Below are 14,849 nucleotides of genomic sequence, written 5' to 3' on the forward strand. Positions count from 1 at the left end.
AGTCGGGTTTGGGCGTGGTCACCTCTTGCCAAGAAGGTTAGTGTTGATTCGCGCCGCGCTCAAGGCAATAGAAGCGCCTCGTCGGCCGGATACGGCTAGAGCAATGATTCGAAACACTGGTATGGAGGGAAGATGGAGCTGGCGCGGCCCGAGGATCATGGCTTCGACCGCACCCGCCTGGCGCGAATCGATGCGCTGCTCGACGAGCGCTACGTCGCCTCGGGCAAGCTTCCCAACGCCCAGATCCTGATCGGCCGCGACGGCGGGATCGTCCATTTCGCCAGCCTCGGCGCCGCGCGCGAGGGCGGTCCGCCGATCGACGAGACCAGCCTGTTCCGCATCGCCAGCATGACCAAGCCGATCACCTCGATCGCCCTCATGATGCTGGTCGAGGAGGGCAAGGTCGCGCTCGACACGCCGGTCCACCACGTCCTGCCCGAGTTCAAGGGCATCGGCGTCTACGACGGCGGCGGCGCCGGCGTGCCCTTCGTCACCCGCCCCACCGCCGAGCCGATGCGGGTAGTCGACCTGCTACGCCATACCTCGGGCCTCACCTACGGCTTCCAGAACCGCTCGAACGTCGACGCCGCCTATCGCGAGGGCAAGATCGAGGCGTGGCACGGCAACCTCGACCTCGACGGCTTCGTCGCGGCGCTGGCCAAGCTGCCGCTCGAATTCTCGCCCGGCGAGGCATGGAACTATTCGGTGTCGACCGACGTGCTCGGCGCGATCGTCCAGCGCCTCGCCGGCAAGCCGCTGCCGGAGGTGTTCCGCGAGCGCATCTTCGCGCCGCTCGGCATGGACGACACCTTCTTCCACGTTCCCGAGGACAAGCTCCACCGGCTGACCGACTGCTACACCTTCGTCGCCGGCAAGGGCCGTATCATGTACGACCGCGCCGACGCCTCGGCCTGGGCCAAGCCGCCGACCCTGGCATCGGGTGGCGGCGGGCTGGTGTCGACCGCGCTCGACTATCACCGCTTCTGCCGCATGTGCCTGAACGGCGGCGAGCTCGACGGCACCCGCCTCGTCTCGCGCAAGACGATCGAGCTGATGACGCTCAACCATCTCCCCGACAAGTCCGACCTCGCCACCATGTCGCGCTCGCTGTTCAGCGAGACCACCAACGCCGGCACCGGCTTCGGCCTCGGCTTCGCCGTCACCCAGGACGTCGCAAAGTCGATGATCCCCGGCAGCGTCGGCGAATATTATTGGGGCGGCATGTTCTCGACCGCCTTCTTCATCGATCCGGTCGAGCGCATCACCATGGTGTTCATGACCCAGATGTCGCCCTCCAACACCTACCCGATCCGGCGCGAGCTCAAGACGCTGATCTACTCGGCGCTGGCCTGACCTTTTGAGGAGAGAAGAACCGATGACCTCCCTGATCCGCACCGAACGCCACAACGACGTCCTCGTCATCATCTCGGACAACCCGCCGGTGAACGCGCTCGGCGCCGCGGTGCGCCAGGGCCTCGACGCCGGCATCAAGGAAGCCGCCGCTGATCCGGCGATCAAGGCGGTGGTGATCCGCTGCGACGGCAGGACCTTCTTCGCCGGCGCCGACATCACCGAGTTCGGCAAGCCGCCGGTCGAGCCCTGGCTGCCCGCCGTGGTCGACGCGATCGAGGCGCTCGACAAGCCGGTGGTGGCGGCGATCCACGGCACCGCGTTCGGCGGCGGTTGCGAGGTGGCGCTCGGCTGCCACTACCGCATCGCCGTGCCGTCGGCGAAGCTCGGCACGCCCGAGGTGAAGCTCGGCCTGCTTCCCGGCGCGGGCGGCACCCAGCGCATCCCGCGCGTCGCCGGCGTCAAGCTGGCGCTGGAGATGACCGCGCTCGGCGACCCGATCTCCGCCGAGCGTGCGCTCGATGCCGGGCTGATCGATCGCCTCGCCGGCGAGGACAGCCTGGAGCCCGATGCGGTCACCTTCGCCCGCGAGGTCGCCGACTGGCGCCCCCTGCCCCGTGCTTCCGAGAAGAGCGTGACGCCCGATCCGGAAGCGGTCGAAGCCTTCAAGAAGGCCAACGCCCGACGCTTCCGCGGCTTCGAGGCGCCGTTCGCCAACATCGCCTGCGTCGAGAAGGCGGCCTCGGGCGCGAGCTTCGCCGACGGCATCGCCTTCGAGCGCCAGGAATTCATGAAGCTGATGATGGGCACCCAATCGGCCGCCCAGCGCCACATCTTCTTCGCCGAGCGCAAGGCGGCGAGGATCGACGGCATCCCCGAGGATATCGAGCTGCGCGACATCCGCCGGGTCGGCGTGATCGGCGCCGGCACGATGGGCGGCGGCATCAGCATGAACTTCCTGTCGGTGGGTATCCCGGTGACGATCGTCGAGATGGCGCAGGAGGCGCTCGACCGCGGCACGGCCACGATCCGCAAGAACTACGAGGCCACCGCCGCCAAGGGCCGCCTCACTGCCGCACAGGTCGAGAAGGCGATCGGCCTCCTCACTCCCACGCTCGATTTCGACGCCCTCGCCGACTGCGACCTCATCATCGAGGCGGTCTATGAGAGCATGGACGTCAAGAAGGAGGTGTTCGGCAGGCTCGACAGGATTGCGAAGCCCGGCGCGATCCTCGCCTCCAACACCAGCTATCTCGACATCGACGAGATCGCCGCGGCGACCTCGCGGCCGCAGGACGTGCTGGGAATGCACTTCTTCTCGCCGGCGAACGTGATGAAGCTGCTGGAGGTGGTGCGCGGCGCGAAGACCGCACCCGACGTGCTGGCGACGGTGATGGCGCTCGCCAAGACGATCCGCAAGGTCGCGGTGGTCGCCGGCGTCTGCTTCGGCTTCATCGGCAACCGGATGCTGATGCCGCGGCAGGTCGAGGCCAACAAGCTGCTGATGGAGGGCGCCGGCCCCGAGCAGATCGACAAGGTCCATGTCGGGTTCGGGATGCCGATGGGCCCTTTCCAGATGAGCGACCTCGCCGGCGTCGACATCGGCTGGCACCGCGATCCCACGCGCATCGAGAGCATCCGCGACGCGCTCTGCGCCGAGGGCCGCTGGGGACAGAAGAAGGGCGCGGGCTTCTACGACTATGACGAGAAGCGCAATCCGACGCCGTCCCCACGCGTCGCCGAGATCATCGAGGAGTTCCGCAAGAAGACCGGCACGCCCCAGCACGCGGTGACCGACGAGGAGATCGTCGAGCGCACGCTCTACCCGATGGTCAACGAGGGTGCGAAGATCCTCGCCGAGGGCATGGCCCAGCGCGCGTCCGACATCGATGTGGTGTGGATCTACGGCTACGGCTGGCCGGTCTACCGCGGCGGGCCGATGTTCTGGGCGAACACGGTGGGGCTCAAGACGATCGTCGAGGGGCTGGAGAAGCACGGCTTCGAGGTGGCCCCACTGCTGCGCGAGAAGGCGGAGAAGGGGGAAGGATTTTGATGGAAACCCAAATCTCTCTCTCCCCTCTGGGGAGAGGGCTAATGATCCGCACCGCCCAAGAAACCGTCGCCGCCATTGCGGCAGGCGAAACCTCCGCCCGCGCCGAGGTCGAATCCGCGATCGCCCGCATCGAATCCGGCGACGCCGTCATCAACGCCGTCGTCGTCCGCGACTTCGACCGCGCCCGCGCCGCCGCCGACGAGGCCGACCGCCGCATCATGGAAGGCGAGCGCACCCCGCTGCTCGGCCTGCCGATGACGGTGAAGGAAAGCTTCGACGTCGCCGGCCTGCCGACGAGCTGGGGCTTCGTCGAGCACCGCGACTATGTGGCGACGGCCGACGCGGAGGCGGTGAAGCGACTCAGGAATGCCGGCGCGATCATCCTCGGCAAGACCAACGTCCCGCCCGCGCTCGCAGACCTGCAGGCGGACAATCCCGTTTACGGACGCACCAACAACCCCCACAACCCCGACCGGGTCGCCGGCGGCTCCTCGGGCGGCTCGGCCGCGGCGCTGGCGGCCGGCTATGTCGCGCTCGAGCTGGGCTCCGACATCGGCGGTTCGATCCGCGTCCCCGCCGCCTTCAATGGCGTCTGGGGCCACAAGCCGACCTATGCCGCCCTCTCCTCCGAAGGCCATCGCTTCCCCCGCACCGACGGCGCCCGCGCGGCGATGGCGGTGATCGGCCCGATGGCGCGCGATCCCGACGATCTGGCACTGGCGCTAGACATCCTGGCCAGCCAGCCGCTCCCCAGGCCCGCCCAGCGCGAGCCCGGCGAATGGCGCTTGCTGGTACTCGACGGCCATCCGTCGGCCAAGGTCGCCGCGCCGATCCGCGCCGCGCTCGACGCCCTCGCCCGCGCCTTCGAGCGCGCCGGCGCGCATGTCGACCGCGACAGCCCGCTGCTGCCCGACCTCGCCGAGCAGCACCGCCACTACATGCACATGCTGAACATCGCGATCACCCGCGGCGTCCCGCCGGAAGGAAAGCCGGCGCCGACGCTGGCCGAATGGTTCGACCTCCACGACCACCAGGCCCGCAACCGCCGCCGCTGGAACCACCTGTTCGCCGACTATGACGCGGTGATCACCCCCACGCTCGGCGTCACCGCCTTCCCGCACGACCCGACTCCGCTCGCCGAACGCCAGCTGGTGATCGATGGCGAACCCACCCCGTTCGGAGCGCAGTTCGCCTTCCCGGGCCTCGCCACCTTCCCGATGCTGCCCGCGACCAGCGTGCCGATCGCCGTCGACCCCGATGGCCTGCCGATCGGCGTCCAGCTGATCGCCGACACGCTCGCCGACCACACCGCGATCGCCGTGGCCAAGGCGGCGCACGACCTGATGAGGACCTGAGAGATGACCGACCTCGACACCTTCCGCGCGGAGACCCGAGCCTGGCTGGAGGCGAACTGCCCGCCCTCGATGCGCCAGCCGGCACGCGGTGAAGCGGACATCAACTGGGGCGGCCGCAAGGCGGATTACTCGAAGAACCCCGACCAGAAGCTCTGGATGGACCGCATGGCCGATCGCGGCTGGACGGTCCCCGACTGGCCGAAGGACTATGGCGGCGGCGGGCTCTCCCCGGCCGAGACGAAAATCCTCCGCGAGGAGATGGCCCGCCTCAAATGCCGCAATCCGCTCAACAGCTTCGGCATCTCGATGCTCGGCCCGGCGCTGCTCAAATACGGCACCGAGGACCAGAAGCTCGAGCACCTGCCGAAGATCGCCCGCGGCGAGATCCGCTGGTGCCAGGGCTATTCCGAACCCAACGCCGGCTCCGACCTCGCCGGCCTCCAGACCTCGGCAGAGGATGCCGGCGACCACTATGTCGTCAACGGCCAGAAGGTGTGGACCAGCTACGCCGACAAGGCCGACTGGATCTTCTGCCTCGTCCGCACCTCGAAGGAGTCGAAGCAGGGCGGCATCAGCTTCCTCCTGTTCGACATGGAGAGCCCGGGCGTCTCGACCAAGCCGATCCTGCTGATCTCCGGCTATTCGCCCTTCTGCGAGACCTTCTTCGACAATGTGAAGGTGCCTAAGGCGAACCGCGTCCACGACGAGAACAAGGGCTGGGACGTCGCCAAATACCTGCTCGGCCACGAGCGCGAGATGATCTCGAGCATGGGCCTCGGCTCGGCCGCCGGCAACCCGCTGGTCGAGGGCGCGATCGCGACCATCGGCCTCGACGCCGACGGCCGCCTCGCCGACCCGCTGCTGCGCGCCCAGATCGCGCTGTTCGAGGTGCGGGCCAAGGCCTTCACGGCGATGTCCGAGCGGTTCGTCGACGAGCTCAAGGCCGGCAAGGCGCATCCCGCCCAGCCCTCGATGATGAAATACTACGGCACCGAGCTGAACAAGGCGCGCCACGAGCTGATGATGGTGGCCGGCGGCTCCGACGCGCTCGAATGGGAAAGCGACGCATCGCACCATGGCGGGGCGGCACGGGCGTGGCTCAGGACCAAGGCCAACTCGATCGAAGGCGGCACCAGTGAGATCCAGCTCAACATCGTCGCCAAACGGATCCTGGAACTGCCCGGAGCCTGACAAACTTTAGCCCTCCCCCCTTTGGGGAGAGGGTTGGGAGAGGGGATGAGGTCTCACCGAGACCGGCGCCTGCGGCACCGCCCCTCTCCCCAACCCTCTCCCCGGTGGGGAGAGGGAGCAGGAGACGACAATGCCCCTCTACCTCAACGACGAACAGACGATGCTCCGCGACACCGCGAAGGATTTCGTCGCCGAGCACGCTCCGGTCAGCCATCTGCGCAGCCTGCGCGATGCAAACGACCCGACCGGCTTCAGCCGCGATCTGTGGAAGCAGTTCGCCGAAATGGGCTTCACCGGCATTCTCATCCCGGAGGCGGACAACGGCGTAGGCCTCGGCCATGTCGAGGCCGGCGTGGTGTTGGAGGAGATCGGCCGCAACCTGTCGCCTTCACCTTTCCTCACGACCGCCGTCGCGGCGGTCGAAGCGTTGAAGGGCACCGTCCACGCCGCCCGCTGGTTCCCCGGCATCATCGCCGGCGACGCCGTCGCCGCCCTCGCGATCGACGAAGGTCCAAAGCATCTCAATTATTTCGCCATGAAAGCAGAGCGTTCGGGTAATGGCTTCAAATTGAATGGCAGGAAACAGTTCGTCACCCACGGCCACGTCGCCGACGTCATCATCGTCGCCGCCCGCACCGCCGGCGCCCCTGCGGACATGGACGGCCTCACCCTGTTCGCCGTGCCGAAGGACGCCGCCGGCCTCGCCGCCACGCCCGAGCGCCTTGCCGATGCGAGCCTCGCCGCCCGCCTGGAGTTCGATAACGTCGAGGTCGACGCCGACGCCGTGATCGGCGAGGTCGACGCCGGCCGCGATCCGCTCCGCCGGCTGATGCGCGCCGCCCGCGCCGGCGCCGCGGCCGAGCTGCTCGGCGTCGGCGGCGGCGCGATGGACATGACGGTCGGCTATCTGAAGGAGCGCAAGCAGTTCGGCGTCGCGATCGGCAGCTTCCAGGCGCTCCAGCACCGCGCCGCCCATCTCTATGCGGAGATGGAGGTCGCCCGTGCCGCCACCCTCAAGGCGCAGCAGCTGCTCGACGCCGGCGACGAGCGTGCGGCGGAGGCGGTCGCGGTCGCCAAGGCGATGACGGGGCTTGCCACCACGCTCGCGGTGCAGGAAGGCATCCAGATGCACGGCGGCATCGGCATGACCGACGAGTTCGACATCGGCTTCTACATGAAGCGCGCCCGCGTGCTCGCGGAGATGTTCGGCGACGTCAATTTCCATGCCGACATGCTCGCCAGGAACGCCGGCTATTGACCTCTCCCCGTTCGCCCTGAGCTTGCCGAAGGGCCGTCCTCCTTCCTATCGAGGGCGCGAAAGAACGGTGCTTCGACAAGCTCAGCACGAACGGATTGTGGATGGCAGACCCCGAAATCTCTGACGAAACCCCGAAACCCCGCCGCACCGACGCGGAGATCGTCGCCGAGCTGGTCGTCCTGCTCGACGTGGAGGAACTCGACACCGATCTCTATCGCGGCTCGCGCCAGCCGGGCGGTCGCGGCCGCGTATTCGGCGGTCAGGTGATCGCGCAGGCGCTGCAATCGGCGCAGCGCTCGGTCGGCGAGGGCAAGATCGCCCACTCGCTCCACGCCTATTTCATGCGCCCCGGCGACGAGGATTTCCCGATCATCTACCGTGTCGTGCGCGATTTCGAGGGCCGCAGCTTCGCCACCCGCCGGATCATCGCGATGCAGCGCGGCCAGCCGATCCTCAACATGGCGGCCTCGTTCCAGCTTCCCGAGGACGGGCTCCACCACCAGGATCCGATGCCGGACGTGCCGCCGCCCGAGGATCTCAGGAACGAGCAGGCGCTGCGCCGCGAGGCGATCGACGAGATCCCGGAGCGGATGCGCCCCTTCTTCCTGCGCCGCCGCCCGATCGAGATCCGTCCGGTGACGCCGCGGCTATGGCATAAGCCCGAGAAATCCGCGCCCGTCTATCAGAGCTGGTTCCGCGCGATCGCACCGCTGCCCGACGATCCGGCGCTGCACCGCGCGGTGATCTCCTATGCCTCGGACATGGCGCTGCTCGGCACGGCGATGCTGCCGCACGGCGTCACCTGGATGTCGCACAACATGCAGACCGCCAGCCTCGACCATGCCGTATGGCTGCATGAGCCGGCGCGGGCGGACGAGTGGCTGCTCTACGTTACCGACAGCCCCTGGGCCGGCCACGCCCGCGGCTTCAACCGCGGGAAGATCTACAGCCGCGACGGCCGCCTCGTCGCGGGCACCGCCCAAGAGGGCCTCATCCGGCTGCGCGGTTAGCCTGTCCGGATGAAACCGATCGTGCTCCTGCGAACGATCACGGACACACCGCCAGTCGCGTGAGCTCCTGCTTTCGCAGAGGCACTTTCACTATTGTAAACCGGAGAGGACGGATCTTTGGCGGCATTGGGTACACACCCTAAGGCGTGATCACGTTATCGTCATCCCCGCGAAAGCCGGAATCCAGGGTCGCGAGCGAGGGCCCATTTGGCTCTCGATCCCCGCTTTCGCGTGGATGACGACTCAATCTCAGTTGATCCTGCTCTAGCCCCAAGAAAAAGGCCGCCGGAGAACCGGCGGCCCGCAAACCGGCTAGCAGCCGGAATTCTCAGTTGCTGTCGGAATCGTCGTCGTCGTCATCGACCGCGAGGATGATCGCACCGGCGCCGATGGCGAGAGCGCCGACGACGGCGGCCCAGGCTCCGGGAGCAAGCCGCGACTTGCCGTCGATCTGCGAGGACGCGCGAACCTGCGGCGCATTGGCAACCGAAAGCTTCGCTGCCGGATTGGCAAGCGCCGGCGTCGCGATCAAAGACAGCGCGATCGCAGCGGATGTCATAAGCCTGATACGCATAATGAAGTAACCCCTTCGACGGTTTAACCCTCAGGCGATTCGTAACGCAACTCACCCGCTTGGGTTCCATAAGGTCCATGCGAGCATGGGTGCAATCATCTTCTGCACCGCACAAAGCTATCCCAACAACGACGACCGCGCAAGTTCACTGGGCAAAAGAAAATCGCCCGGCGATTGAAGGATGACCTTCACCACCGGACGATCCCTCAGGCCGCGTCCACGGACGCGGCCGAATTCATGCAACCGTCGGATCAGTTGCTGTCCGCGTCGTCGTCGTCATCGGCGATGATGACGATGCCGGCGATGATCGCCACAGCCGCGAGGCCGATCCACACGCCCGACGCAAGGTGCGACGCCTTGTCGGCGGGCGACGACGCGCGAACCTGCGACGCCTTGGCGACCGACAGGCGAGCCGCCGGATTCGCGAGCGCCGGAGCGGCGATGAGAGACATGGCAATGGCGGCTGACGTCAGAAGTCTGGCGCGCATAGAAAACAGCCCCTTTCGAGAGAGATAACTCGGATGATGATCGCGTACACAGTTACAGGCTCGGATCCTGCCGGACCGTCGCGTCGACGCCCGGCCTCGGCCGAACGACGCAGTCCGCTTAACGCAAAGCAGCTTCCACCACAAGCTTGCTAGGGATCGACATCCCGAATTCGACACGACCGGTCGCGAAATCGCCACTTGGCGCTGTATCCTGTGAGAGATCGACGCGCGACTTGCCGGTATTAGTGCGGAGAATAACCTTCGATCGTTACTGTCCTTTAATAATCGGCGCCGAATCGGATCGATCCGTCGGATCGACCCTACACCGCCGGCTTGCCGAATTCCTGCCGCGTCACCGGATGGCTCGACGAGAGACCGCCATCGACGATGATCGCCTGGCCGTTGACGTAGCCGGCGTCGTCGGACGCGAGGAACAGTGCGGCGCGCGCGATCTCCTCGGGCACGCCATAGCGCCTGAGCGGATTGAGCCGCCCGACCTTGTCGAGCTTGCCGGCCTCGCGCGCATAGTCGAACACGCGCTGCGTCATCCCGGTCTCGATCAGGCCCGGACAGATCGCGTTGACGCGTACGTTGGTGCCCGTGAGCTGCTGCGCCGCGGTCTGGACCAGATTGATCACCCCCGCCTTGGACGCCGAATAGGCCGGCCCGCCCGCCCCCGAGCGGATGCCGGCGACGCTGGCGGTGCAGACGATCGCGCCCCTGCCGCGCTTGATGATCTCCGGAGCGCCATGCTTGATCGCCAGGAACGGCCCGATCAGATTGACGCGCAGCACCTCGGTCCACAGTTCGACCGAGGATTCGAAGATGCCGGCCATGCCGCCGGCAATGCCGGCATTGGCGTAGATCACGTCGAGCCCGCCATACCGCTCGACCGCCAGCGCGACGGTGCGCGCGACGTCGCCTTCGCTGCCGGCGTCCATCCGGATCGCCGTTGCCGTCCCGCCCGCGGCCGCGATCAGCTCGACCGTCTCGTCCACCGCCTCGGTCCGGTCGGCGGCGACCACCTGCCCGCCTTCCGCCGCGAACAGCCGGGCCGAGGCGCGGCCGATGCCCGATCCCGCGCCGGTGACGATGATCGACCTGCCCGTGAAGCGCGCCATCAGATCGTTACCCCGCCGTCGACTACCACCGCCTGCCCCGTCATGTAGCGGCTCGCGGGCGAGGCGAGATAGACCACCGCGCCGGCGATATCCTCCGGCTCGCCCAGCCGGCGCAGCGGCGTCTGCTCGGAGCTGCGCTTCTCCGCCTCGGGCGTGTCCCACAGCGCGCGGGCGAAGTCGGTCTTGATCAGTCCCGGCGCGATGCAGTTCACCCGGACATTGTCCGGCCCATATTCGACCGCATAGTTGCGCGCGAGCTGGAAGTCGGCCGCCTTGGAGACGTTATAGGCCCCGATCGCCGGCGATCCGCGCAGGCCGCCGATCGACGAGACGATGACGATCGACCCGTCGCGGCGCTCGCGCATCTCGGGCGCGACCATCTGGATCAGCCAGTGGTTCGACAGGATGTTGTTGTCCAGGATCTTGCGGAACTGCTCGTCGGCGATCCCCGCCAGCGGTCCGTAATAGGGATTGGACGCGGCGTTGCAGACGAGCACGTCGATCCGGCCGAACGCCTGCCGCGTCCGGTCGACGAGGGTCTGCAGCGCAACCTTGTCGGAGATGCTGGCCGCGACGGCGATCGCGGTGCCTGCACCATGCTCGGCGTCGATCGCGGCGGCGACGGGATCGCAGGCGTCCTGCTTGCGGCTCGAGATCACCACCTTTGCGCCATGGGCGGCCAGCGCCTCGGCCGAGGCCCTGCCGATGCCGCGCGACGATCCGGTGACGATCGCGACCTTGCCGGTCAGGTCGAATAATCTCATCCTGTTCGTCCCTCTCCTTCTCCCTCCGTCATCACGCTTTCGCTGGGATGACGGATGCCGGTTCCGTCAAACCGCCCCCGCCTTCTCGGCGAAGCCCCACGCGCTCCGCGCCAGCTCCGGCACGCGCGTCGCCGCCAGCGCCGCCTGTGCGTTCGAGGCGTTGCCGTCGAGGAAGCGCTTCTTGATCCCCTGGACGATGCCCATCAGCCGGAACTGGCCGAACGCGAAATACCAGTTGAGGTCGGGCACGCCGTCGAGCCCCGCCTTCCCGCAATAGCGCGCGGCCATCGCGTCCATCGTCGGAATGCCGTCCCGGCCCGCCAGCCCGCCGATGTTGGCGGCGCCGTTGGCCGGCATCTCCCAGCTGATCAGGAAATAGCTCAGGTCCGCCATCGGATCGCCGAGCGTCGACAGCTCCCAGTCGAGCACCGCCTTCACCCGCGGCGCGTCGGCGGCGAAGACCAGGTTGTCGATGCGCAGGTCGCCGTGGACGATCGACGTGCGCCGCTGCTCGGGAATGGTGCGCGGCAGCCATTCGATCAGGCGTTCGGCCTCGGGGATGTCGTCGGTCTGCGCCAGCCGGTACTGCTTGGTCCAGCGCGTGACCTGGCGCTCGAAATAATTGCCCGGCCTGCCGTAATCGCCGAGGCCTGCCACCTCATAGTCGATCAGATGGAGCTGGGCGAGCCGGTCGACGATCTCGCCGTAGATCGCGGTGCGCTGCTCGGGGGTGCGGTCGGGCAACGCACCGTTCCAATAGGTGACGCCCTCCACCAGCTCCATCACGTAGAAGGCGGAGCCGATGACATCCTCGTCCTCGCACAGCCCATGGGGCCGCGCGACCGGGAAGCCGGTCGGATGCAGGCCGGAGATCAGCCGATACTCGCGGTCGACCGCATGGGCGGACGGCAGCAGCGGCCCGAACGGCTTGCGGCGCAGCACATAGGGTCCGCTGGGTGAATCAATGCGATAGGTCGGATTGCTCTGACCACCTGGGAACTTGGCATAGGTGAGCGGCCCCTCGAACCCCGTCACGTTCGCTGCCATCCAGGCGGCCAGCCGCGCCGCATCGAGATCGCTGACCTGCTCGAGCTCGGTCCGCCGCTCCGCCATCACGCGAACTCGATCACCGACCGCACGCTGTCGCCCTGGCGCAGCTTGTCGAACGCGTCGTTCACCTCCTCCAGCCCGATCCGCTCGGCGACCATCGTGTCGAGGTCGAGCTTGCCGTCGAGGTAGAGCCGCACCAGCCGCGGCATGTCGATCGGGAAGCGGGTCGATCCGGCCAGCGAGCCCTGGATCTTCTTGGCGCTGAGGAAGGTCGGCCCCGGCAGGTTCACCGTCACCCCCGGCGCGATCATGCCGAGGATCGTCGCCGTGCCCCCGCGGCGCAGGATCGTCCAGGCAAGCTCGGCGGTGTTGCCGCGCCCGACCGCCTCGATCGCATAATCGACCCCGCCGTCGGTCAGCCTCAGCACCTGCCCGACCAGGTCGCCGGCATTGGCGTCGAGCGCGTGCGTCGCCCCCATCTTCAAGGCGATCTCGCGCTTCTCCGCCACGGGATCGATCGCGACGATCGTCTGCGCGCCCGCGATCTTGGCGGCGTTGATCGCGCTGAGCCCGATGCCGCCCGCCCCCACCACCGCGACGCTGTCGCCGGGCCGCACGTCGCTGTCGCGGAAGATCGCGCCGGCGCCCGTCATCACCGCACAGCCGAGCAGCGCCGCGCGGTCGAGCGGCATCGCCTTGTCGATCGCGACGCAGGCGTTCTCGTGGATCAGCATCCGCTCGGCGAAGGCGGAGAGGTTGAGGTAATGCGCGATCGGCGTCCCGTCGGCGAGCTTCAGCCGCGCCTCGGCGCCCTCCGGCCGGCGCACCGAGGCGTCGATGCACAGCGACGGCCGGCCCGAGACGCAGAACTCGCAGCTCCCGCAGAAGGCGGTGAAGAAGCTGACGACATGGTCGCCCGGCTTCAGCCGCGCGACGTCGCTGCCGACCGCGAGCACCACGCCCGCCGCCTCGTGCCCCGGCACCGTCGGCAGCGCGTGCGGATAGACGCCGTCGACGAAGTGGAGGTCGGACCGGCACACCCCGCACGCCGCGGTCTGCACCAGCACCTCGCGCGGGCCGGGGTCGGCGACGATCACCTCCTCGATCACGAGAGGCTGCTTCGGCTCGAACAGGACGGCTGCTTTCATGTGTCTCTCCTATCCGTGCTCCCGCGAAGGCGGGAGCCTAGGCCGCGGGCGACAGCCTTCGTGACCCTGGGCTACCGACTCACCCCCACGTCCCCGCTCGACACCGCATCCGCCCGATACTCCCCGTACTTCCCGAACTCGTGCCGCGCGATCGCCCGGTTGTGCACCTCGTCGGGCCCGTCGGCGAAGCGCAGCGTCCGCACGCTCGCCCAGGCGCTCGCCAATCCGAAATCGTCGGACACCCCGCCCCCCCCATGCGCCTGGATGGCGTCATCGAGGATCTGCAGCGCCATCGACGGCGCCTGCACCTTGATCATCGCGATCTCGAGCTGCGCCGACTTGTTGCCCGCCTTGTCCATCATGTCCGCCGCCTTGAGGCACAGCAGCCGCGTCATCTCGATGTCGATCCGCGCCCGCGCGATGCGCTGCTCCCAGACCGAATGGTCGGCGATGCGCTTGCCGAAGGCGACGCGCGACAAGAGCCGCTTCGCCATCGCCTCGATCGCCGTCTCGGCCACGCCGATCGTGCGCATACAGTGATGGATGCGCCCCGGCCCCAGCCGCCCCTGCGCGATCTCGAACCCCCGCCCCTCGCCGAGGAGGACGTTCTCGACCGGCACGCGCACATTCTCCAGCACCACCTCGCCGTGCCCGTGCGGCGCATGGTCGTAGCCGAACACCGACAGCATCCGCTCGATCCGGACCCCCGGCGCGTCGAGCGGCACCAGGATCTGGCTCTGCTGGGCATGGCGCTTGGCGTCGGGGTTGGTCTTGCCCATCACGATCGCGATCTTGCAGCGCGAATCGCCCACCCCCGACGACCACCATTTCCGTCCGTTGATGACGTAATGGTCGCCATCCCGGACCATCGAAGTCTCGATGTTGGTCGCGTCCGACGATGCCACCGCCGGCTCGGTCATCAGGAAGGCCGAGCGGATCTCCCCGTCCATCAGCGGCCTCAGCCACCGTTCCTTCTGCTCGCGCGTGCCGTAGCGATGCAGCACCTCCATGTTGCCGGTGTCGGGCGCCGAACAGTTGAAGCATTCGCTCGCCCAGCCGATCCTGCCCATCTCCTCGGCGCATAACGCATATTCGAGATTGGTGAGCTGCGTGCCCTCGAACGCGAAGCTGTCGTCGACATGAGCCTGCCCCGAATGCGGCGGCATGAAGAAGTTCCACAACCCCTGCGCCCGTGCGATCGCCTTCACCTCCTCGACGACGGGGATCACCTTCCAGCGGTCGCCTTCGTCGTGCTGGCGGCGGTATTCTTCCTGGCGCGGCCGGATGTGCCGGTCGATGAAGTCCTTCACGCGATCACGGAAATAGGTCTCGCGCTCGCTCAGCGTGAAGTCCATGGCGCCTCTCCTCAAAGCTCGCGTCGTTCTCGTGAACGGCCATACCCGATTTTCGGTAACGCCTGTCAAGCGTCCCGAACGCTCCCGCGGAAAAAGACGCTTTGGTTTCAAAAAACCCCTGCTAGATTGAGG

The 14,849-nt window shown here is 67.7% G+C and carries 13 protein-coding genes; 6 read left to right on the forward strand and 7 right to left on the reverse strand.

The genetic code is table 11. From position 1 onward, the window contains the following. Window positions 1-132 precede the first annotated feature (132 nt). The 6 genes from ACMGER_RS10670 (at window position 133) to ACMGER_RS10695 (ending at window position 8,217) form a co-directional block, all read left to right on the forward strand. Window positions 133-1,353 (forward strand): serine hydrolase domain-containing protein, encoded by a 1,221-nt coding sequence (locus tag ACMGER_RS10670; protein WP_436812123.1) that lies wholly within the window; start codon window positions 133-135, stop codon window positions 1,351-1,353. A 22-nt stretch (window positions 1,354-1,375) separates the two neighbouring features. Further along, a complete protein-coding gene (locus ACMGER_RS10675) occupies window positions 1,376-3,403 on the forward strand; it encodes a 3-hydroxyacyl-CoA dehydrogenase NAD-binding domain-containing protein (protein WP_436812124.1) in 2,028 nt (675 codons plus the stop codon). A 41-nt stretch (window positions 3,404-3,444) separates the two neighbouring features. Beyond that, window positions 3,445-4,758 (forward strand): amidase family protein, encoded by a 1,314-nt coding sequence (locus ACMGER_RS10680; RefSeq protein ID WP_436812125.1) that lies wholly within the window; start codon window positions 3,445-3,447, stop codon window positions 4,756-4,758. 3 nt (window positions 4,759-4,761) lie between these two features. Next, on the forward strand, window positions 4,762-5,949 hold the full coding sequence (locus ACMGER_RS10685) for an acyl-CoA dehydrogenase family protein (RefSeq protein ID WP_436812126.1): 1,188 nt from the start codon (window positions 4,762-4,764) through the stop codon (window positions 5,947-5,949). 130 nt (window positions 5,950-6,079) lie between these two features. Continuing rightward, window positions 6,080-7,207 carry an acyl-CoA dehydrogenase family protein gene (locus ACMGER_RS10690; RefSeq protein ID WP_436812127.1) on the forward strand — a complete coding sequence of 376 codons (1,128 nt, stop codon included), beginning with the start codon at window positions 6,080-6,082 and terminating at the stop codon, window positions 7,205-7,207. Window positions 7,208-7,308: 101 nt separating this feature from the next. After that, the gene (locus tag ACMGER_RS10695) at window positions 7,309-8,217 is read left to right on the forward strand and encodes an acyl-CoA thioesterase (RefSeq protein ID WP_436812128.1); all 909 of its coding nucleotides are present in this window, start codon (window positions 7,309-7,311) and stop codon (window positions 8,215-8,217) included. Between the two features lie 328 nt (window positions 8,218-8,545). Here ACMGER_RS10695 and ACMGER_RS10700 read toward each other — a convergent pair whose 3' ends face one another. The 7 genes from ACMGER_RS10700 to ACMGER_RS10730 form a co-directional block, all read right to left on the reverse strand. Beyond that, window positions 8,546-8,791: a hypothetical protein gene (locus tag ACMGER_RS10700; RefSeq protein ID WP_436812129.1), complete on the reverse strand. Its 246-nt coding sequence runs from the start codon at window positions 8,789-8,791 to the stop codon at window positions 8,546-8,548. 251 nt (window positions 8,792-9,042) lie between these two features. Continuing rightward, window positions 9,043-9,243, reverse strand: a complete 201-nt coding sequence (locus ACMGER_RS10705) for a hypothetical protein (RefSeq protein ID WP_436812130.1) — start codon at window positions 9,241-9,243, stop codon at window positions 9,043-9,045. Window positions 9,244-9,599: 356 nt separating this feature from the next. Further along, window positions 9,600-10,400 carry an SDR family NAD(P)-dependent oxidoreductase gene (locus ACMGER_RS10710; protein WP_436812131.1) on the reverse strand — a complete coding sequence of 267 codons (801 nt, stop codon included), beginning with the start codon at window positions 10,398-10,400 and terminating at the stop codon, window positions 9,600-9,602. After that, window positions 10,400-11,164 carry an SDR family oxidoreductase gene (locus tag ACMGER_RS10715; RefSeq protein WP_436812132.1) on the reverse strand — a complete coding sequence of 255 codons (765 nt, stop codon included), beginning with the start codon at window positions 11,162-11,164 and terminating at the stop codon, window positions 10,400-10,402. The genes ACMGER_RS10710 and ACMGER_RS10715 overlap by 1 nt, the downstream gene beginning before the upstream one ends. A 66-nt stretch (window positions 11,165-11,230) precedes the next feature. Further along, entirely contained in the window at window positions 11,231-12,277 is a 1,047-nt protein-coding gene (locus ACMGER_RS10720; protein ID WP_436812133.1) for a phosphotransferase family protein, read from the reverse strand. Beyond that, on the reverse strand, window positions 12,277-13,362 hold the full coding sequence (locus ACMGER_RS10725) for a Zn-dependent alcohol dehydrogenase (protein ID WP_436812134.1): 1,086 nt from the start codon (window positions 13,360-13,362) through the stop codon (window positions 12,277-12,279). Before ACMGER_RS10725 ends, ACMGER_RS10720 begins: the two co-directional genes overlap by 1 nt. A 71-nt stretch (window positions 13,363-13,433) precedes the next feature. After that, complete coding sequence (locus tag ACMGER_RS10730) at window positions 13,434-14,717, reverse strand: acyl-CoA dehydrogenase family protein (protein ID WP_436812135.1); 1,284 nt, start codon at window positions 14,715-14,717, stop codon at window positions 13,434-13,436. Between the last annotated feature and the right edge of the window lie 132 nt (window positions 14,718-14,849).

The sequence above is a fragment of the Sphingomonas astragali genome (genome assembly GCF_051400615.1).
Taxonomy (GTDB): domain Bacteria; phylum Pseudomonadota; class Alphaproteobacteria; order Sphingomonadales; family Sphingomonadaceae; genus Sphingomonas.

Coding starts and splice junctions, on each gene's coding strand:
- ACMGER_RS10670 (WP_436812123.1), top strand. CDS start 133: ATGGAGCTGGCGCGGCCCGAGGATCATGGCTTCGACCGCACCCGCCTG.
- ACMGER_RS10675 (WP_436812124.1), top strand. CDS start 1,376: ATGACCTCCCTGATCCGCACCGAACGCCACAACGACGTCCTCGTCATC.
- ACMGER_RS10680 (WP_436812125.1), top strand. CDS start 3,445: ATGATCCGCACCGCCCAAGAAACCGTCGCCGCCATTGCGGCAGGCGAA.
- ACMGER_RS10685 (WP_436812126.1), top strand. CDS start 4,762: ATGACCGACCTCGACACCTTCCGCGCGGAGACCCGAGCCTGGCTGGAG.
- ACMGER_RS10690 (WP_436812127.1), top strand. CDS start 6,080: ATGCCCCTCTACCTCAACGACGAACAGACGATGCTCCGCGACACCGCG.
- ACMGER_RS10695 (WP_436812128.1), top strand. CDS start 7,309: ATGGCAGACCCCGAAATCTCTGACGAAACCCCGAAACCCCGCCGCACC.
- ACMGER_RS10700 (WP_436812129.1), bottom strand. CDS start 8,791: ATGCGTATCAGGCTTATGACATCCGCTGCGATCGCGCTGTCTTTGATC.
- ACMGER_RS10705 (WP_436812130.1), bottom strand. CDS start 9,243: ATGTCTCTCATCGCCGCTCCGGCGCTCGCGAATCCGGCGGCTCGCCTG.
- ACMGER_RS10710 (WP_436812131.1), bottom strand. CDS start 10,400: ATGGCGCGCTTCACGGGCAGGTCGATCATCGTCACCGGCGCGGGATCG.
- ACMGER_RS10715 (WP_436812132.1), bottom strand. CDS start 11,164: ATGAGATTATTCGACCTGACCGGCAAGGTCGCGATCGTCACCGGATCG.
- ACMGER_RS10720 (WP_436812133.1), bottom strand. CDS start 12,277: ATGGCGGAGCGGCGGACCGAGCTCGAGCAGGTCAGCGATCTCGATGCG.
- ACMGER_RS10725 (WP_436812134.1), bottom strand. CDS start 13,362: ATGAAAGCAGCCGTCCTGTTCGAGCCGAAGCAGCCTCTCGTGATCGAG.
- ACMGER_RS10730 (WP_436812135.1), bottom strand. CDS start 14,717: ATGGACTTCACGCTGAGCGAGCGCGAGACCTATTTCCGTGATCGCGTG.